The organism is Acetobacter fabarum (assembly GCF_040702925.2).
Lineage (GTDB): Bacteria > Pseudomonadota > Alphaproteobacteria > Acetobacterales > Acetobacteraceae > Acetobacter > Acetobacter fabarum_B.
Genome location: NZ_JBFCXX020000003.1, coordinates 60,065 through 78,792 on the forward strand (window position 1 = coordinate 60,065; position 18,728 = coordinate 78,792).

14 protein-coding genes are annotated in these 18,728 nt (G+C 61.0%); 5 read left to right on the forward strand and 9 right to left on the reverse strand.

What is annotated here, in order from left to right; translation table 11 throughout:
- The first annotated feature begins 46 nt into the window (after positions 1 to 46).
- The 3 genes from AB2L51_RS03960 (at position 47) to AB2L51_RS03970 (ending at position 4,134) form a co-directional block, all read left to right on the forward strand.
- The gene (locus AB2L51_RS03960) at positions 47 to 568 is read left to right on the forward strand and encodes a DUF3035 domain-containing protein (protein ID WP_395581241.1); all 522 of its coding nucleotides are present in this window, start codon (positions 47 to 49) and stop codon (positions 566 to 568) included.
- A 15-nt stretch (positions 569 to 583) separates the two neighbouring features.
- On the forward strand, positions 584 to 2,497 hold the full coding sequence (mutL, locus tag AB2L51_RS03965; protein ID WP_395581127.1) for a DNA mismatch repair endonuclease MutL: 1,914 nt from the start codon (positions 584 to 586) through the stop codon (positions 2,495 to 2,497).
- 116 nt (positions 2,498 to 2,613) lie between these two features.
- Positions 2,614 to 4,134: a complex I subunit 4 family protein gene (locus AB2L51_RS03970; protein ID WP_395581128.1), complete on the forward strand. Its 1,521-nt coding sequence runs from the start codon at positions 2,614 to 2,616 to the stop codon at positions 4,132 to 4,134.
- A 23-nt stretch (positions 4,135 to 4,157) separates the two neighbouring features.
- Here AB2L51_RS03970 and AB2L51_RS03975 read toward each other — a convergent pair whose 3' ends face one another.
- From AB2L51_RS03975 to AB2L51_RS03985, 3 genes are all read right to left on the reverse strand, one after another.
- The gene (locus AB2L51_RS03975; protein ID WP_395581129.1) at positions 4,158 to 5,057 is read right to left on the reverse strand and encodes an EamA family transporter; all 900 of its coding nucleotides are present in this window, start codon (positions 5,055 to 5,057) and stop codon (positions 4,158 to 4,160) included.
- A gap of 11 nt (positions 5,058 to 5,068) precedes the next feature.
- Entirely contained in the window at positions 5,069 to 7,093 is a 2,025-nt protein-coding gene (parE, locus tag AB2L51_RS03980) for a DNA topoisomerase IV subunit B (protein WP_395581130.1), read from the reverse strand.
- 94 nt (positions 7,094 to 7,187) lie between these two features.
- On the reverse strand, positions 7,188 to 7,706 hold the full coding sequence (locus tag AB2L51_RS03985) for a hypothetical protein (protein ID WP_395581131.1): 519 nt from the start codon (positions 7,704 to 7,706) through the stop codon (positions 7,188 to 7,190).
- A 390-nt stretch (positions 7,707 to 8,096) separates the two neighbouring features.
- Here AB2L51_RS03985 and AB2L51_RS03990 point away from each other — a divergent pair, with 390 nt between their 5' ends.
- Positions 8,097 to 8,639, forward strand: a complete 543-nt coding sequence (locus AB2L51_RS03990; RefSeq protein WP_395581132.1) for an Ig-like domain-containing protein — start codon at positions 8,097 to 8,099, stop codon at positions 8,637 to 8,639.
- An 84-nt stretch (positions 8,640 to 8,723) separates the two neighbouring features.
- Here AB2L51_RS03990 and AB2L51_RS03995 read toward each other — a convergent pair whose 3' ends face one another.
- A complete protein-coding gene (locus AB2L51_RS03995; protein ID WP_395581133.1) occupies positions 8,724 to 9,173 on the reverse strand; it encodes an RrF2 family transcriptional regulator in 450 nt (149 codons plus the stop codon).
- A gap of 152 nt (positions 9,174 to 9,325) precedes the next feature.
- Here AB2L51_RS03995 and cysK point away from each other — a divergent pair, with 152 nt between their 5' ends.
- Positions 9,326 to 10,312, forward strand: a complete 987-nt coding sequence (gene cysK / locus AB2L51_RS04000; RefSeq protein ID WP_395581134.1) for a cysteine synthase A — start codon at positions 9,326 to 9,328, stop codon at positions 10,310 to 10,312.
- A gap of 93 nt (positions 10,313 to 10,405) precedes the next feature.
- On the opposite strand, the gene AB2L51_RS04005 is transcribed toward cysK, so the two are convergent.
- The 5 genes from AB2L51_RS04005 to topA form a co-directional block, all read right to left on the reverse strand.
- A complete protein-coding gene (locus AB2L51_RS04005) occupies positions 10,406 to 11,638 on the reverse strand; it encodes an OmpA family protein (protein WP_395581135.1) in 1,233 nt (410 codons plus the stop codon).
- 130 nt (positions 11,639 to 11,768) lie between these two features.
- Entirely contained in the window at positions 11,769 to 12,110 is a 342-nt protein-coding gene (locus AB2L51_RS04010) for a DUF1491 family protein (RefSeq protein WP_395581242.1), read from the reverse strand.
- A gap of 8 nt (positions 12,111 to 12,118) precedes the next feature.
- Complete coding sequence (locus AB2L51_RS04015; RefSeq protein ID WP_395581243.1) at positions 12,119 to 13,825, reverse strand: S41 family peptidase; 1,707 nt, start codon at positions 13,823 to 13,825, stop codon at positions 12,119 to 12,121.
- Between the two features lie 61 nt (positions 13,826 to 13,886).
- Positions 13,887 to 15,941 (reverse strand): RNB domain-containing ribonuclease, encoded by a 2,055-nt coding sequence (locus tag AB2L51_RS04020; protein WP_395581136.1) that lies wholly within the window; start codon positions 15,939 to 15,941, stop codon positions 13,887 to 13,889.
- Positions 15,942 to 15,944: 3 nt separating this feature from the next.
- Positions 15,945 to 18,704 carry a type I DNA topoisomerase gene (gene topA, locus AB2L51_RS04025; RefSeq protein ID WP_395581137.1) on the reverse strand — a complete coding sequence of 920 codons (2,760 nt, stop codon included), beginning with the start codon at positions 18,702 to 18,704 and terminating at the stop codon, positions 15,945 to 15,947.
- Positions 18,705 to 18,728 lie beyond the last annotated feature (24 nt).

Here is an 18,728-nt window from a genome sequence, read left to right on the forward strand (position 1 = left end):
GCCCGCGCCAGAGTGCGCGGTTTTCAGGATAAGTGGAAGGCAGATGATAGTGCGCCGTGTTTCGACCCTGATTTCTCCTGTGCTGCTGGTAGGCGGCTGCATGATGCTGACCGGCTGCTCCGGGCATGAGGCCGCTCAGGCCTTTGGTCTGGAACGCAGCATGCCAGATGAATATACGGTGACAACCCGCTCACCGCTGTCCATGCCCCCGTCTGAGGAGCTGGTTAAGCCCAGCAAGGGCGATGAACGCTCACGGGATGAGAGCGAACGCCTTCAGGCGCTCGAAACCCTCTCCCCCGATGTGGCTCTGCGCGGCACAAACGGGGACACCAGCGAAGGCCAGACCATTCTGGTCAACGAAGCCACCGCCGCGGCAGACGAACCCGATCAGGGCGAACTTGGTGCCGCAGGAACGGGTTTTGTGGAACAGCTGATGTTCTGGAAAGGTGGCAAGGCCGGAGGTGTTGTGAATGCGGATGAAGAAAACCGCAGGCTCAAAACCAACGCAGCCCTTGGCCTGCCCCCCACCAAGGGCGTTACGCCCACCCAACACCCCAAGAAGAAGTAAGGCACGGGTCTGACCATGTCAGACCAGCCAGAACAGGCTGCTATGCCGGGGGGTATGCCTGATCGCCCGCATGTGCGGCGGCTGCCGGAAGTTATTGTCAACCGCATTGCCGCGGGCGAGGTGATTGAACGCCCCGCCGCTGCCGTAAAAGAACTGATAGAAAATGCCATAGACGCCGGAGCACGGCGGCTGGACATCTCGCTCGATGGGGGCGGGGTGGAGCGCATGATTGTGACGGATGACGGGGTTGGCATGTCCCCCGATGATCTGTCTCTTGCAGTCGAGCGACACTGTACCTCCAAGCTGGGGGACGAAACGCTGGTGCATATCAACACCCTTGGTTTTCGGGGGGAGGCGCTGCCATCCATCGGGGCTGCGGCGCGGTTGAGCATTACCTCCCGCCCAAGGGGAGAAAGTGGTGCATGGCGTATTCGGGTCGAGGGGGGCAAAACCTACCCGCCAGAACCTGTTGCCGGGGCTTTTGGCACCAGCGTTGTGGTTGAAGACCTGTTCTTTGCCACGCCCGCCCGCCGCAAATTCCTGAAAAGTGCCCGTGTGGAAGGCCGTCATGTGGAAAGCGTGGTGCGCCGTCTGGCTCTGGCCGTGCCCCAGACCGCCTTCCGTTTTGTGCTTGATGGGCGTGAAGTGCTGGACCTGCCCGCTCAGGATATGGCTGCCCGCGCAGCCGCCCTGCTGGATGCCAGCGAGGCCGATGGGTTTTTGACCATAGATGGCGCGCGTGAGGGCATGACCCTGAGCGGCTTTATCTGCCCGCCATCGGTGCATCGGTCCACGGCCAACGGGCAGTTCATGCTGGTGAACGGTCGGCCTGTGGTGGACCCGGTGCTTAAAACCGCCGTGCGCGTGGCTTACCGCCGGGTGATAGAGCCCGGCCGCCACCCGGTTGTGGCTCTTATGCTCACTGTTCCGCCGGAGCAGGTGGATGTAAACGTACACCCCGCCAAAACCGAACTGCGCTTCGCGGATGAAGCCGCCGTGCGCTCACTGGTTATTGGCACGCTCCAGCGCGCGCTCGAACACGGGGCAGGGGTTGCGGGTGTGCGCCCGGTTCTGTCCTCCGCGCCACGGGCAAGCCGGATATGGTATCCGCCAGAACAGGGGCAGGCGGCCGCGCAGCCTGCTCCCGTTTACCCCGCCGCAGCGCAGGGCTCTGGCATGGCCGAACCACGCCTGATGTTTGGGGATGCCCCATCGGCCCGCACTCTGCCCACGGTATTTGCCACAAGTCAGACCGAGCCATGGCTGGAGGCCGCACAGGCTGGCCCTTCTGCAGAAACAGCAGGTGGGGCGGGCGCGCTCCCTCCGCTGGATCACCCCTTGGGGGCTGCTGTCGCGCAGGTGCTGGATACGTATATTCTGGCTGTTGCGGCGGATGGGGCTCTGGTGCTGGTTGACCAGCATGCCGCCCATGAACGGCTGACGCATGAGCGGCTGCGCGAGCAGTATCTGAGCGGGCACGTGCAGGCCCAGCGCCTGCTTGTGCCTGATGTGGTGGAACTGCCCCGCGTACAGCAGGACCTGCTGCTGGCCCGCCAGCCCATGCTGGAAAGACTCGGAGTGGAAATAGAAGAGTTTGGTGGTGGTTCCATTCTGGTGCGCGCATTGCCCGCCATGCTGGGCAAAAGTGATGCTGTCAGCCTGCTGCGTGATCTGGCCGATGAGCTGGAAGCCGATGATACGGGTGCCCCTGATGAAATGGCATCCCTTGATGGCAGGCTGGACGCGGTGATTGCGCGCATGGCCTGCCACGGCAGTATCCGGGCGGGCAGACGGCTTGCACCGGAGGAAATGAACGCTCTGCTCCGACAGATGGAGGCCACCCCCCGTGCAGGAACGTGCTCGCATGGGCGGCCAACATGGCTCAAACTCAGCCGCAATGATCTCGAAAAATTGTTTGGTCGCCGTTAGCCATCCCCTGTTCGGGAATGGCTGATCGGCGGAACGTGAACAGCCCCGTGCTGGCCTCATGCGCTAAAAAGGCGCAGTCTTAAAAAAGTGTCATTAAACCCGGATGGTGTTAAGCCGTGCAGCCAATCCTGCTTTCGCTGATAACCTATCTTCCCCTTGCAGGCGCGGTTGCGGCCTTTCTCTGCCCCGGTCAGGGACCGGAGCGGGACCGCACGGCGCGCTGGCTGGGGTTGTGGACTACGCTCCTCACGTTTGGGCTGAGCGTGCTGATGTGGGTCGGTTTTGACCCCGGCCAGCCCGGTCTGCAATTTGAAACCCGGCTACGCTGGCTGAGTGATTATGGTATTTCCTACCATACCGGGGTGGATGGGATCAGTCTGGTCTTTATCCTGCTTACTGCTTTTCTCACGCCACTGGCGCTTGGGGCAGGCTGGCGGAGCGTGCAAACGCAGGGGCGCGACTTTGTTGCCGCCATGCTGCTGCTGGAAACAGCCCTGTTTGGCCTGTTTTCCGCGCAGGACCTAGTGCTGTTCTATGTTTTTTACGAGGCAACGCTTATTCCGGGCTGCCTGATGATTGGCATATGGGGCGGAGCCAAGCGGGTCTGGGCATCGCTTCAGTTCTTTCTGTTTACCTTTGGCGGCTCGCTGTTCATGCTGATCGGGCTGATCACCATGTGGCTGCATGCGGGGACTACGGATATCCCGGCCCTTATGCATGCCGGTTTTTCGCACTCCCTTCAGGGCTGGCTGCTGCTAGCTTTTCTGCTGGCTTTTGGTGTCAAACTCCCTCTTTTCCCGCTCCATGCGTGGCTGCCTGATGCCTATACGGAAGCCCCCACACCGGCATCGGCCATGCTCTCTGGCGTGTTGTCCAAAACAGGAGCTTACGGGCTGCTACGCTTTGGCGTGCTGATGTTCCCCGATGCCGTGCGCCAGTTTGCGCCCTATGTGCTCGCCCTTGGTGTGGTGGCCATTCTGTATGCAGCGTTTGTGGCCTTCGCTCAGACGGACATGAAGCGGCTTATCGCCTACTCCTCCTTCTCCCATATGGGCATGATCGCGGTTGGCCTGTTTACCCTTACGGCAGAGGGGATAGATGGCGCCATTTTCCAGATGCTCTCGCACGGTGTGGTGATTGCAGCCCTCTTCTTTTGTGTGGCGGCAGTGGCATGGCGGGCGGAAACGCGGGATATTGACGCTCTGGGTGGTGTTGCCCGGCAGATGCCTGTGCTGGCCCTGCTGGCCATGCTGTTTACCATGGCCAATGTGGGCCTGCCCGGCACCGGGGCCTTTGTAGGGGAACTGCTGGTGCTTATGGGGGCCGTTCACGTTTCCATCTGGGTGGCGCTGCTGGCTGGTGGCACTATGATCATGGGGGCGGTTTACATGCTCTCGCTGTATCGTCGGGTTCTGTTTGGCAGCGTGCGTGGCACGGTTGGCCTGTTGCGTGACCTGACAGTGGGTGAACTCGCCGTGCTGGTGCCGCTGGCGGTGGTAACGTTGTGGATGGGGGTCCACCCGGGCACATTCACCCGGATTTTTGACCCGATGATCATGCAGGCCGTGCATGCGAACGCGGTTAACGTGGCGTCCTCCACCCTTCATGACCCGGTTTTGCATCTGGCCAGCCGGTAAAGGCAGGCCACAGCACGGATTATTTATTCCGGCAGGGTTGGGCCGTCTGGCACTGTGGTGGTGCTCCTCTGGGGCATCAGCACAGTGCCAAGGGACGCCAGAACCACACAAAAAATACCACATAAACGTAGCAGGGACGGAAGCTCATGCAGCAATATGGCTCCAGCCAGCGCTGCGGAAACAGGTTCCAGACTGCACAGTACCCCAAACTCGCGGGCTGAGAGCTTTTGCATGGCACGCATTTCCAGAGCGTAGGGCAGGGCGGAGGAGCATAAGGCAACGACCATGCTCAGCCCCAGCAAAAGCGGTACATGCACCCCCACCCATAATGCGGGAACGGTGCAGGGTACAAAAACCGCAGTGCCACCACACAGCATACCAAGCGAACACGCCTGACCAGATGGCAGTTTGCCAGCAATGTTGCGGGCAAAAATAATATAAAGCGCCCAGCAAACAGCGGCGAGCAGGGCAAACAGAATACCCACAAGGTCTGGCCGTACAGATGATTCGGGGCGAAGCAGCAAAACAAGTCCCAGCACGGTCAGGCTGGTCCACACAACATCGCTCCAGCGGCGGGTATGGATGAAGGACAGCACAAGGGGGCCGGTAAACTCCAGCGCTACAGTTGTGCCCAAAGGCAGGCGGCCAAGGGAGAGGTAGAAAAAATAGTTCATGGCGGCGAGTGACAGCCCGTAAGGCAGCACAAGCAGAATCACCCTGCGGGACAGGTTATGCCAACTGCGGAAGAACAGCATCAGCATAATGGCGGCAAAAAAAGTGCGCAGCCCCACCATGCCTGCTGCCCCAAAAGTGGGGAACAGCATTTTGGCATAGGAGGAGCCGAATTGCAGGAAGAGCATGCCCCCCACAACCTGCAGCAGGGCAGACAGGCGCTCCTTAACGGAAAAAGTGGGCCTACTCATGGGCTGTCCGGTCAGATGTCCAGCAACTCATCAACCGAGCGTGCATGTTCCTGAATAAAGGCGAAGCGGAGTTCGGGTTTGCGGCCCATCAGGCTTTCCACCCGCTCACGCGTGGCAAGCCGGTCTTCCGGAGGGGCCACCACGCGCAGCAGGGTGCGGCTGCGTGGGTCCATTGTGGTTTCCTTCAGGTCCGCCGGGGGCATTTCCCCCAACCCTTTAAAGCGGGAGACATCAATCTTGCCCCGTTTTTTGGTCAGGATCGCCATTTTGCGTTCCCGGTCCGCATCGTCCATGGCGTACACGCTGTGTGCGCCCTGTGTAAGCCGGTAGAGTGGGGGCTGCGCCAGATACAGGTGCCCGTTGCGGATAAGCTCGGGGAGTTCACGGTAGAAGAACGTCATGAGCAGGGAGGCAATATGAGCGCCATCCACGTCTGCATCGGTCATGATAATGACGCGGCCATAGCGTAGCCTGGTCAGGTCAAACCGGTCGCCTGACCCGCAACCCAGTGCTTCTATCAGATCCCGGAGCTCCTGATTGGCGCGCAGTTTTTCGTTTGTCGCGCTCGCCACGTTCAGGATTTTGCCGCGCAGGGGGAGCACGGCCTGTGTCTCACGGTTGCGGGCCTGCTTGGCGGACCCGCCTGCCGAATCCCCTTCCACCAGAAAAATTTCGGTGTCGGGGGCATGTTCCTTGGTGCAGTCGGTCAGCTTGCCGGGCAGTCGCAGGCGGCGGGTGGCACTTTTGCGCGGCGTATCTTTTGATTCGCGGCGGCGCAGGCGCTCTTCCGCGCGGTCAATGGCAAAGCTGAGCAGCGAATCCGCCTGTGGGGGATTCTGGGCCAGCCAGTGGTCAAACCGGTCACGCAGAGCGGTTTCCAGCAGTTTGCTGGCTTCGGTCGTGGTCAGCTTTTCCTTGGTCTGGCCCTGAAACTGCGGGTCCCGAATAAAAGCGGACAGGCGGGCGGCTATCATGCCCAGTATGTCTTCGGCTGTAATGCTGGCCGCTTTTTTGATGGAACGCTGGTCCCCCCATGCGCGCAGCCCCTTGAGCAGCGCGTTGCGGAACCCGGTCTCATGCGTGCCACCTTGTGGAGTCGGGATGGTGTTGCAGTAGGAGATCAGGGATGCCGGACCACTTTCCAGAAAGGCAACGGCCCACTCCACCTTGCCATTATCCGTTCCGTCCGCCTGTGGGGGCAGGGGCGCTTCCCCCGACCAGAAAGGGGTGAGCAGGGGGGCATCGGGGCCAAGTTCGTCTGCCAGACTATCGGCCAGACCACCGGGGAAGTGCAGAACAGCTTCTGCCGGGGTTTCATCCCCCGCCTTGAGCAAAGAGGGATCGCACGACCAGCGGATGGTGACCCCACGGAACAGGAACGCCTTGGAGCGGCAGAGCTTGTACAGGCGGGAGGGCACAAAAACATGCGTGCCAAAAATTTCCGGATCAGGCTGGAAGGTAATCTGGGTGCCGCGCCGGTTGGGGGCCGCCCCAGCTTCGTGCAGCGCGCTTACGGGTTTGCCCCGTTCGTAGGACTGTTGCCACAAGGTGCGGTCGCGCGCGATTTCCACATCCATACGGGCGGAAAGGGCATTGACCACGGATGAGCCAACGCCATGCAACCCGCCAGAGGTAGCATAGGCCTTGCCCGAGAACTTTCCCCCCGCGTGCAGCGTGGTCAGGATAACTTCCAGCGCCGAGCGGTCGGGAAAGCGGGGATGCGGATCAACGGGAATACCCCGGCCATTATCCCGCACGGACAGCCAGTTATCGGGGGCCAGATGCACGTCAATGGTGTTGGCGTGGCCAGCCACGGCCTCATCCATCGAGTTATCAAGAATTTCTGCGGCCAGGTGGTGCAGGGCACCCTCGTCTGTTCCGCCAATATACATGCCGGGCCTGCGGCGGACCGGCTCCAGCCCCTCAAGCACCTCAATGGCGCTGGCGTCATACGCCTGATTGTCCGGCGCTTTGGGGCGGGCGGAGGCGCTGGCGGACTTGCGGGGCGGTGTGGGGGCGGAAAACAGATCGCTCATGCGGGAAGTCTGTCCCGCTTTGGCGTTGATTCGTCAAGCGCCAGAGGCAGCCCGGGTGCCAGAACCCCGGTATGCCGCCTGTGGCTGCGGGGCATTATGCGGCCTTGTGGGTGGTCCGGCGGCGCACAGGGGCGCGTGTGGTGGTGGGGGCTGCACAGGTTTCAAACGACGCAGGCTGGATAACATCCTTGGCGTCGGAATAATTGGAGAGGTCTTCCCCGTTATCCAGAGCGTTCACTTCATCAAACATGGCCATGCGCTGCTGGCAGAAGATGGTGCCCGACTGCAACCCGCGCTCGGACTGCACGTTGGCCAGCTGGGTAATATAATCGTCATGCTCGCGTTGCGCGCTACGGCCATAGGTGGAACGGAAGTAACCGTTCAGCTTGTCTTCCTCGTTCAGCAGAATGGTGCGGAACTTGGCGATGAACGCGTTGTAGCGGTCCTGCGCGCTGCATGAGAGGGCGGTTACCATCAGCTCGCTTTTGAGGCCCTGCACGTTAAAGGCTTCATGCGCAGGGGAGTGGCCGCACGGACTGGCGGCAAAAGTAACGGAACCATGCAGAACGCCCGCGGCTAGAACACCCGCGGCAAAAAGACGGGAAAGGAACATACGGTAGGACCTCCGACAGATGCTGCACAACGCAATAGCCTATTCAGGCAGGAAAGAAACGGCCTAATTTGTCATACCGTCATTTCCCATCACGGGAGCACGTGGCAGGATCATGCATACATGGCCGTATACTGCGGTGCTGCATTAGTGTGGTGTTGTGGCAAAACGATGTTTTTACTGCACCTGCCAGTCAACAGAAAGGCAGGCGTGCCAAAAGGTGCGGGTTGTGCCTCTTCCTTCCTGCGGCGGGATGATTTAAAGGCAAGAGCGACTCATGCGGCGTTATGGCCTGCTGTGCTGTTCGCCCAGCGGGCAAGGCTTATCCCTTTAATCAGAATGGAACGCAGTGGGTTTATGGTTGATTTAACAAGAATGAAGCGGAGCTGTGGAGTGCGCTTACGAGGAATTGCCGGGCTGACGCTAACTGCTGGCATGCTTGCCGGCTGCGCGACAACCGTGGGCCCTGTCCATGTCGGATCTCCCAATCCGTTTGGGTATCTCAAAAAATCTGCCGTGTGCAGCACAACCCCTATCAAGAAAGAGGCCGACGGCCAGCTTTCCACCACCATGACGGTCCGCTCCGATGACGGGCTGTGCGAGGTGCTGGTCTCCCAGCCCGATGGCAAGCCTTACCTGTCCTTTGGGGCGTCTCCTGCGCCCGAGCATGGCAAGGCGTTCCTGTACTCGCTGGATAACGACACACACGTAACCTACACGCCCACGCAGGGTTACGCGGGGCAGGACCAGTTTACGGTTATTCTTATCCCCGGTCCCGGCCAGCAGCGGACCCGCCTGACGGTTACCGCGCAGGTTGATGCAACGGGTGTGTATATCCCCCACCCCGCAGTGACCGCGCCCGTACCCGCGGCCGCGGAAAAGAAGGTGGTGACAAAGCGGGCTGCGCGTCCTGCCAAAGCCGCCACCAAGAACTGAGCAGCTTTAATAAGGCTGCAAAAAAGCGGTGCCGCGTAAGCAGCACCGCTTTTTTTATGCCCGGACCAGCCTTGTGGCCAAAGATCAGATGGAAAAGGTAATGGGCTCGCTTTGCGGGCGTTTAAGGCCGGCATCCTCGGCCTGACGCACCAGCTCATCCAGCGTGGTCTGACGCATCTGTTCTGTCAGCTTGGTGTCAAACCCGCTCCAGCAGGGTTCAATAACCTTGTGGAAGAGAGGACCTTGCGGGCCATCGCTGCCTTCGGGGTCATCGTTCAGAACCGCTTCAATAATACTGACCAGAGTAACATCCCGTCGGGGGCGGCCCAGCCGGTAGCCCCCACGGGGGCCACGGATGCTCTCCAGCAGCCCTGAGCGCGAGAGAGCCTGAAGCAGTGGTTCAATCCCCCGGCGGGCCAGACCGGAACGTTCGGCGATATCTGCCGCACTTACCGCGTTGGAGCGGCCTGCGTGGAAAGCAACGTCCAGCATGATAAGAACAGCGGTCATTGCTCTGTCACGACGAAGAATCATCGCAAGGTCCTTCCTGCTTGGCTTACGGTCTGGCGTATGATGTGCCAGCCTTGCTGTGTTGGGTGCTTATAGCAGGGGAATGGCTGTTTATCTACGTTGTAAATTCGTATTATAAGACAGTTGAACATATAAACAGTTCAGGTAGGGACAAAATGTCATCAACAACGCACGATAACGAGGGTTATGGCTTTGCAGCACCTCGTGGGAGAGTTTACGACTCGGTTTTGAATGTGGTGGGTGGAACCCCTCTGGTCGCCCTGCCGCGCATCATGCGCGAAGATAAGCTGAAAAGCCGGATTCTGCTCAAGCTGGAATTTTTTAATCCGCTTGGCTCGGTCAAGGACAGAATCGGCACAGCCATGGTGCTTGACGCCGAACGCAGGGGCGAAATTAAACCCGGCCGCACCCTGCTGGTGGAACCCACATCGGGTAATACGGGTATCTCCTTGGCGTTTGTGGCTGCGGCACGGGGTTACAGGCTGATCGTGACCATGCCCGAGGGAGCCTCCATCGAGCGGCGTCGTATGGTGCGGTTGATGGATGCTCAGGTGGAACTGACCCCCGCACGCCTTGGCATGGCAGGCGCCATTGCTCGCGCGAACGAGATTCTGGCCGAAACGCCTGATGCCTGGATGCCTGACCAGTTTGATAATCCCGCAAACCCCGCAGTGCATGCCGCCACCACAGCGGAGGAAATCTGGGAAGATACGGCAGGCAAGGTCGATATTGTTGTTGCCGGTGTTGGCACGGGTGGAACCGCAACCGGGATTGCAGAATCGCTCAAGCTCCGGCGCAAGGGCATACAGGTCTTTGGTGTGGAACCGGCGGAAAGTGCCGTCCTGAACGGGGATGAACCCGGCCCCCACGGTATTCAGGGGATCGGCCCGGGTTTTTGCCCGGCAACGCTCCACCTTAAATCGCTTGATGGGGTGCTGACCGTCTCTGAACGTGAGGCCATTGCCGCTGCCAGACGATGCGCACGTATTGACGGTATTCCCGTTGGTATTTCCTCCGGGGCCGCGCTGCATGCCGCTTTGCAGCTTGCTCATAAAAAGGAAAACGCAGGCAAAACCATTGTTGTCATAGCGCCCTCTTTTGCCGAGCGTTACCTTTCCACTTCCCTGTTTTCGGGACTGTAAGCCTCTATCTGCTCAAATCATGCTGTCTGGGGTATAAAAAAGCCCGCCTCATATCGGGGCGGGCTTTTTTAGGACAGGGAAGAAACCTGCCGGTTAGCGGAAGATAATTTCCACGCGGCGATTCTGGGCTTCCTTGGTATTGGGGCCTGTCTGCACCAGCGGGTGCGTGTCCCCATAACCATGAATATCAATGGTGGAGCCTGCAATGCCATCGCGCATCAATTCGGCCTTAACAACCGTTGCGCGGCGGATGGAGAGCTTCATGTTGTATTCTTCGCCCGCCTTCTGGCCCGGATGGGCAGAGGAATTATCCGTATAGCCCGAGACAGTAATGCGGGTCAGGGCAATATGGGTTGCGGCCTGTGCGGCTTCGCTCACAATGGAACGCGCCCTGTCTGTCAGGTCGGCTTTATCCCAGTCAAAGAAAATCAGATAGCTGCGCGCGGCCTGCGGGGCCGGAGCCGGGGCATTGGCAATGGGGAGAGGGGGCGGAGGTGCGGGGTTAAACTCGTACCGCAGGCCCAGCATCATGGAATGGTTGAAGTCCGTTGCCGTTTTGTGGGTGCCGTTAAAGGTGGTGCTTCCGCCAAGAACAGCCTGTGTACCGCCAATATCGCCCGTGGAGGTCACACCATGGGATTGTGGACCAAACATGGTCCAGAACCGGTATTCCGCCGTGGCCGACAGGCCGACAACCCAGGGAACGGGAAAGGACAGACCAAAAATACCCTGATAGGTGGCGTTACCGTAAGTGCCACCCATACGCTGTATGGTGGTGCCACCCGAGGCATTATGCCCCACGAGCGATGCTGTGGTGGAGGTCCAGCCGTAGCCAACGCCAGCCCCGAAATAAGGGAACAGCCACGGCTTGCCGATATCAAGGTCAAACAGGGCATTGACCATAACGCCATAGGTCTGGCGGCGGCCGTCCCCTTTTGTGGTCACGTTGCTGTTCACAAGGCGGTTATAATCCATGTTACGGTAGTTACCTTCGACCTCAACACGGAAACCGTTGCCAAGACCCCAGCCTACGGAGCCGATTCCAACCGCGCCAGCTTTCCAGCGGTCACGACCATCGGGGAAGTTGGGCGTACTTCTGACGCGCTGGTCCTGATTGAGGGTTCCCCCCCCTTCACCGGCAATATACAGGCCCTGAACAGGCTGCGCATGCGCTGAAACGGCGGACAGCAGGAGGCCAGCCGCAAGCGGCGCAGAAAGCAGCGTTTGCGCGAGCAGTATACGGCGCGGCTTCATGGTCTTCTCCCTGCTGTGGCAAAGGTTGTGCGATACGTCACGTATGGCGTTGGATGGTACGAGGGCACACATGCCTGCCTTCTTTGCTGTAAAGTTGTGTATGACGCAACAGGCAGAAGCCAGAGTTTTCCCAAACTTATGGATTTTATGCGTCATAAATACCGCAGGCGTGTGGGTTAAGCCACAATACCTACCTTTCTTGTCAGATCAGGATTGCTTCAAACGGAGGGCTGAAGTCCACGGTTTCAACTTCCAGCACCCACAGGTCCGGGTCGTATTTGAGCTGCCGGTCAACATAGGCGTGAATCTGCTCTGCGCCTACGGGTGTTGGGCCCGTGCCGCGCAGCCAGGCTGCTTCTCCCGCTGGTGTGCGGGTCTGGGTGAGCACAATGCCCTCTCCGGTACGGCCGAGTAATATGACCAGAATACCGCCCGCATCCGGGTCGCCCCTGCGCAGCAGCATGGCCGAACGGCCATCCAGCCCGGACTGGCGGAGGAGTGCTCTGGCAACAAGTTCGGTGCGCAGGCGTGGGGGAGGGAGCATGTCCTCCTTCATGGTGTGGCGGACATCTGGGGTGAGGCGGCTACATCATCGGGAATGGCGGTTATGGCGGTCTTGTACCATGTGGGGTGGTTGATAAGGTCACGCGCGACGCTGATGTCGCGGTCATTGCCCAGTGCGGCGGGGCATGCCTTGCGAATGGCCAGAATATCGGGAACACCCAACGGGTACCGTGCTGCGCGGGAGGCGGTGATGGCGGCCTGATTGGCCAGTTTGCCGCTGGCGAGCGTGTGGAGCGCGTGGTTTGTGTCCGCCTCCCCCAGACTGGTGCAGATCTGGGGCATAACGCCCAGCCCCTGCAACGGCCAGTGCAGGGGGGCTATGACCCGGCTCCACGTGACAAACAGTTCGCCTTCATCGGGGAGCTGCGCCACGGTCTGCACCAGTCCCTTGCCCAGAGTTGCGCTGCCGATCACCACGGCGCGCCGGTGGTCGGCCAGAGCCGCTGCCAGAATTTCCGCAGCACTTGCGGTGCGTCCATCCACCAGAACGGCAATGGGCAGGCCGTTGGTCATGTCCCCGCCCTGCACGGCCCAGATATGGTTGGATTGCGGGTCCCGCCCGCTGGTTACGGCGGCCACGCCGTGGTCAAGCAGCAGGGCTGCGGCTGTTACGGCCTGTTGCAGCACACCGCCCCGGTTGCCACGCAGGTCAATAATCAGGCCGCGCAGGTTTTTGTCCTGTGTGGCCTGATCCAGATACTGGCTCATCTCCTCCGCTGTGTCGGAGGAAAAAGCGGTGACGCGGAGCACCACAATCGGGCCGCTGGCAAAGGCGAACACGGTTTCTGGCGGTACTTTGGAGCGGCGCAGCGTAACCGTATGCGTGCGCCGCCGCCCGGGGGAGAGCAGGCGCAGCACAAGGGCGCTGTCTTCCGGCCCACGAATCCAGTCCGTAACGGTTGCAACGGATTGTCCGGCGGTTAACTGGCCATTCACGGCTATAACCCGGTCCCCTGTATCAATCTCGGAGGTCCATGCCGGGCCATTCGCGTTGATGGCGGACACAACAATATGTCGTCCGTTCTGGGTCAGTGTAATGCCTGCATCGGCTTCCCCGCCCGTACGGGTTTCGCGGTCCGTACTGGCGGAGGATGGGCCTATATAGCGGGAATAGGGGTCCAGATGATTGAACAGTTCATCAAAAAACGCCTGCAGCAGATCATCCCGCCCGGCTGACCGTACAGCGGTGGAATGGGCGCGGGCGGCTTCCAGAAAATCGGTGGCCAGTCTGGCCCAGTCCTCCACGCTGTCCGCTGGTGGGGCCGGGCGGGAGAGCAGGGGTTGCGGACCCGCAAGGAGCTGGATGTTTGCTCCCCGGGAATCGAAGGTGAGCGTAGGGTCCAGTGCTGTCAGGCAGCCCAGCCCCCACAGGGTAAAATCGCGGCTGCTATGGGGGTCAAGCGTACGGGGCCCCAGAAACTCCAGTGCGGTGGCAATAACCGAATGTACGAGCTGCATGTCCACCGCAGGGGAGGAGGGGGATGCGGGGACATCGGGCTGGGGTGGTGGAGCTGGTGCCGGGCTGGCTGCTGCTGGTCCTGCTCCCGCTGGTGCCTCCGCTGGTACCTCCGCGGGCGCAGGCGCGCTGGGGGGAGTGGGCTGGGGTGTTGCTGGCGGCGGGCTGGGCACAGGTCCACCGCTGCCGCTTTGGGCGTGCAGCGTAGCGGGCTGGCACAGGAGCAGAATGGCCAGCATAACGCCGGGCAGGAGCAACTGGTGCTGCACTATGGCCCGGACATAACAGCGGAAGGGACGTTCAGCGCGCATGGGTACGGGACGCCAGTACGGACACGCCACGCGCCGGGCAGGTTGCCAGCAGAACTGCCACAGGCAGTGCCCCGTTCTGGACAGGGGGTGTGTAGCGGGCAGCAATGCCACCGTGCGGCGAGTCGTCATTCATCCTTACGCAATCCGGAAAAGCAGACCCGGCCAGCAAAGACGGAGTTCCTGTTTTCGTCAATCGCACGTAAAGGCCATGCCGTGTTGTTGTGATGACATGGATGTTCACGTTTTGCCCTATGTCGGGAACCAGAAAGGCCGCCGCCAGCCGATTCTGGCAGTCCTGAACGCTTTTTCCGGCTCGGCGCTCTGTAAAATTAAGGTGCGATACCAAAGAGTAATCCTGCTCCCGTAGTGGCGTGCAGGCCACAGATGGAGGCGTTTTTGTGAGAGTATTCTGCTCTGCGCACCAGGCACTTATGGCCCGGTGTACCAGCAGGTCGGCATAGCGCCGGATGGGGCTGGTAAAGTGGGTGTATAATGGCAGGCCTAGCCCGTTATGGTGGCCAGCTACGGCACTGTAGCGTGCTGCCGGGCGTGGCTGTGTGGCCGTAGGGGCGGGATGCACCCGAAAGGGGACCGCCAGCCGGTTTTCATGCGCAATCCGGGCGGCGAGCGTGTTTGCCGCGATCATGAAACTGGCGACCAGATCATGGGTTGCAAGGCGCTCGCGCGGTAAAAAGGCAGCAGGCTGCCCGTCCGGGTGGAAGGTGATGACCCAGGCATCTTCTTCCCAACGCATGGCGTTATGTTTGGTTGCGGCCTTATCGAGCGCAGCGCCTGCCGCCATAAGGGTTTGCAGCAATGTTGCGGGCAGGGTGTGGATGGGGTGCGCCGGGGGCAGGGTTTTGCCGTCCAGCGCATCCTGTGCATTGCGGTAGCTCAGCCGGGCTGCACTGCGCATGATGCCGGGCCTGATTGTTCCATCCTGCATATGGCCGTCATGGGTGATGAGAATATCGGCAAACAGGCAGAGCCGGTCCTGCCCGGGCAGGAGCGAACACGCATTGGCCGACAGGTCCGGCGGCAGCATGGGTATGGTCTGGTCGGGCAGGTAAAGGGAGGTGCCCCGTATGCGGGCCTCCTCATCCAGCGCCGAACCGGTCGGTACGAAGTGGCTGACATCGGCAATGGCGATGACAAGATGAAAACCCGTGTCGGTCGGCTCTGCCCATATGGCGTCGTCATAATCCTGTGCGGTTTCATCATCCAGCGTAATGAGCGGGAGGGCGCGCAGGTCGTGCCGGTCGGCTGGGGCGGGCTGGTTGTGCAGGGCTGCGGCCTGTGCGGCTACGCGTGCGGCCTCCTGCTCCGCTGCGGCGGAAAACCGGGTGGGAATGGCGTGTGTCAGCAGGCTGAGGGCGCTGGCCATGCCTGCGGTGTCTGCCCGGCCGTAAGGGGTGGGGGTATCCACGGCCAGGGTGCCATCTGGCATGGTGCGCAAGGTCGCCAGAACAACTTCCCCCGGTTCCGGCAGGGTATGCTGCTCAGGTGTGGCCAGCGCGAACGTGCCTGCAATCTGCGGGTTACAGGCCCATAGCCGTTCCACGGATGCGCCATCCTCCCCCAGTGCGCGGGAAAAGGCGAGCCTTTCCCCCGTTCGGGCCAGTACACGTTCGGCGCGGGCCTCCCTGCGGTGGGCACCGCAGGCGGGGCGCAGGCGGGCCAGAACCAGATCACCGGGTAAGGGGAGGAGCAGGTCGGGGGCGCGGGTGTTGAGAACAACAGGCGTTGCCGCGGGGTCATCAACCAGTATGCCGCAGGGGGTTCCGTCGGGTCGGATATGGGTTATGCGCGCCCGTGCGGTTTCTGGCAGCCCGATGGAGGCTTTCAGGCGTCCTGCGGGCAGGTCAAGCAGGCTGCCATCCAGCGCCATGGTGTGCAGTATGGCCTTCAGGCGTGCCTTGTCGCGGATCGGGCGGTCAAATACGCGCAGAATGTCGCTCAGCCCAACGGGGGTAACCCCGCCAAGCAGGAAGGCCCGAAGTGCTGCGCTGGAAGGAAGGGCAGCAACTTCAGACCTGCCAGACATGGGTTATTCAGCCTTTTTTTTGCGCGTTGTGGTGGTGGCCTTGCGGGCCTTGGGCTTGGCTGGTGCGGCTTCGCCATCTGGTGTGGCGGCCGCTTTGGCCTTTGTGGTTCTGGTCGCACTCTTGGTCGCACTCTTGGTTGCTGTCTTGGCGGCAGTTCTGGCTGGCGCTTTGGTGGTGGCCTTGGCAGTTGCGGTTTTTGTGGCCGCTTTTTTCTTGGCTGGGGCTTTTTTGGCCCCGGCTTTGGCCTTGAGTGGCTTGCCCTTGTCTGCCAGCAGGGCCACGGCTTCGTCCAGAGTGACCTCGTCCATATCCGTGCCGCGTGGCAGGGTGGCGACCACCTGCCCGTGCTGGGCGTATGGCCCAAACCGGCCCTTGCGCACCATCACCGGCTCGCCATCCTTGGGGTGGTTGCCCAGATTGCGGATGGAGGCCAGCTTTTTGGCCAGTGCATCAACTGCCCGGTTCAGCCCCACGGTCAGGACATCATCATCCTTGTCGAGCGAGCCATAAACCGCACCCATTTTGACGTATGGCCCAAACCGGCCCAGACCGGCCTCTATCGGCTCGCCGGTTTCAGGGTGCAGGCCCACAAGGCGGGGGAGGGAGAGCAGGCCAACAGCCTGATCCAGCGTGATGCTGGCCCCATCCATCCCTTTGGGCAGGGATGCGCGGCGGGGCTTGGCTTTTTTGTCCACCGGGTCGGGTTCGCCCTGCTGCACATACAGGCCCCATGGCCCCTGCCGTACTGTAATATCCTCGCCGGTTTGCGGGTGCTGGCCCAGCAGGCGCATACCATCCTTGAGCGTGCTGCTGCCATCGCCATCTTCAGCGCTTTCGGCTGTCAGCCTGCGGGTAAACTGGCATTCGGGGTAGTTGGAGCAGCCAATAAACGCTCCATAACGCCCCAGCTTAAGGCCAAGCCGCCCCGTACCGCATGCAGCGCACTGCCTTGGGTCCGAGCCATCTGCGCGGGGGGGGAAGAAGAAGGGGCCAAGGTCCTTGTCCAGTGCGTTCAGCACATCGGTAATGGTCAGTTCCCTGGTGTCGCCCACCGCTTTGGAAAAGTCATGCCAGAAGGAGGCCAGAACTTCCTTCCACTGGGCCTGCCCGTCCGAAATATCATCCAGCAGTTCTTCCAGACTGGCCGTAAAGCCCGTGTCCACATACCGTTCGAAAAAGGAGACAAGAAACGCAGTCACCAGCCGCCCACGGGCTTCGGGCACAAAGCGCCGGTTTTCCAGCTGAACGTAACTGCGGTCCTGAAGCACGGTCAGGATGGACGCATAGGTAGAGGGCCGACCAATGCCCAGCTCTTCCATTTTCTTGACCAGAGACGCCTCGGAATAGCGCGGGGGCGGCTGGGTGAAGTGCTGTTCCGCCTCTACGTCCTCACGCTTGAGGGGGTCTTTCTCATGCATGGGCGGGAGCATGCGCGACTCATCATCCGCCGCAGCTTTTTCGCTATCATCGCGCCCTTCGCGGTAGAGTTTGAGAAAGCCGTCAAAGGTAATGATCGAGCCATTGGCACGCAGTACGGTCTGGGCGGAGGGGCCAGCAATATCTACCGCTACCTGATCCAGCGTTGCCGATTCCATCTGGCTGGCTACGGCGCGCTTCCACACCAGTTCGTACAGGCGGCGCTGATCGTTGTTGAGGTAGCGCGCCATGGATTCGGGGGTGCGGGAAATATCCGTGGGGCGAATGGCCTCATGCGCTTCCTGCGCGTTCTTGGCCTTGGATGTGTAATGGCGTGGCTGGGCGGGCACGTAGTCCGCGCCAATCTTGCTGCCGATATGCCCGCGAATGGCGTGGATGGCTTCCTGCGCCATGGTTACGCCATCGGTTCGCATATAGGTGATCAGGCCGACTGTTTCCCCCCCCAGTTCCATGCCTTCATAGAGCTGCTGGGCGGTGCGCATGGTGGTCTGGGCACTCATGCCCAGCTTGCGCGATGCCTCCTGCTGCAAGGTGGAGGTGGTAAAGGGGGGCTGCGGGTTGCGCCGGACCTTGCGCCGCTCAATGGAGCGGACACTCAGTTCCTCGGCTTCCACCGCGCGTTTAGCGGCTTCGGCCTGCTCGGCATTGCCAAGGTCAAACTGGTCGAGTTTTTTGCCGTTCAGGTGCGTCAGGCGCGCGGTAAAGGGGGCGTTGCCCGGCGTAAGCAGTGACGCGGTTACACTCCAGTATTCCCGCGGTTTAAATACCTCGATCTCGGCCTCACGCTCGCAGATCAGGCGCAGGGCAACGGATTGCACTCGGCCAGCACTGCGCGAGCCGGGCAGCTTGCGCCACAGAACGGGGGAGAGGGTAAAGCCCACCAGATAATCTAGCGCCCGGCGGGCCAGATAAGCTTCGATCAGCGGCAGATCAAGCTCGCGGGGGTGCGCCATGGCGTGCTTGATGGCGCTTTTGGTAATTTCATTAAACGTGACACGCTGCACGTCCACGCCTTTGAGCGCGTTGCGCTCCTCCAGCATGGCGCGCACATGCCACGAAATGGCTTCCCCCTCCCGGTCCGGGTCAGTGGCGAGGTAGAGGTGCTTGGCGCCCTTGAGCGCCTTGATAATGGCAGCAACCTGCTTTGTGCCGCGTTCATCGGCCTGCCACTTCATGGCAAAGCCGTCATCAGGCAGGACGGACCCATCTTTGGGGGGGAGGTCGCGCACATGTCCAAACGATGCAAGCACCGTGTAGCCATCGCCCAGATATTTGTTGATCGTTTTAGCCTTGGCTGGGCTCTCGACCACAACAACGTCAGTCATACTCTCTCCGACCTGCCCGGAAGC

Excerpts from the sequence above, each read along its gene's own strand:
- AB2L51_RS04015 (WP_395581243.1), bottom strand. The coding sequence starts at position 13,825 with ATGCTGGCCATTCTGCTCCTGTGCCAGCCCGCTACGCTGCACGCCCAA.
- AB2L51_RS03985 (WP_395581131.1), bottom strand. The coding sequence starts at position 7,706 with ATGTTCCTTTCCCGTCTTTTTGCCGCGGGTGTTCTAGCCGCGGGCGTT.
- parE (WP_395581130.1), bottom strand. The coding sequence starts at position 7,093 with ATGAGCGATCTGTTTTCCGCCCCCACACCGCCCCGCAAGTCCGCCAGC.
- AB2L51_RS03995 (WP_395581133.1), bottom strand. The coding sequence starts at position 9,173 with ATGATTCTTCGTCGTGACAGAGCAATGACCGCTGTTCTTATCATGCTG.
- AB2L51_RS03975 (WP_395581129.1), bottom strand. The coding sequence starts at position 5,057 with ATGAGTAGGCCCACTTTTTCCGTTAAGGAGCGCCTGTCTGCCCTGCTG.
- AB2L51_RS04020 (WP_395581136.1), bottom strand. The coding sequence starts at position 15,941 with ATGTCTGGCAGGTCTGAAGTTGCTGCCCTTCCTTCCAGCGCAGCACTT.
- cysK (WP_395581134.1), top strand. The coding sequence starts at position 9,326 with ATGTCATCAACAACGCACGATAACGAGGGTTATGGCTTTGCAGCACCT.
- AB2L51_RS04010 (WP_395581242.1), bottom strand. The coding sequence starts at position 12,110 with ATGCTCCCTCCCCCACGCCTGCGCACCGAACTTGTTGCCAGAGCACTC.
- mutL (WP_395581127.1), top strand. The coding sequence starts at position 584 with ATGTCAGACCAGCCAGAACAGGCTGCTATGCCGGGGGGTATGCCTGAT.
- topA (WP_395581137.1), bottom strand. The coding sequence starts at position 18,704 with ATGACTGACGTTGTTGTGGTCGAGAGCCCAGCCAAGGCTAAAACGATC.
- AB2L51_RS04005 (WP_395581135.1), bottom strand. The coding sequence starts at position 11,638 with ATGTGTGCCCTCGTACCATCCAACGCCATACGTGACGTATCGCACAAC.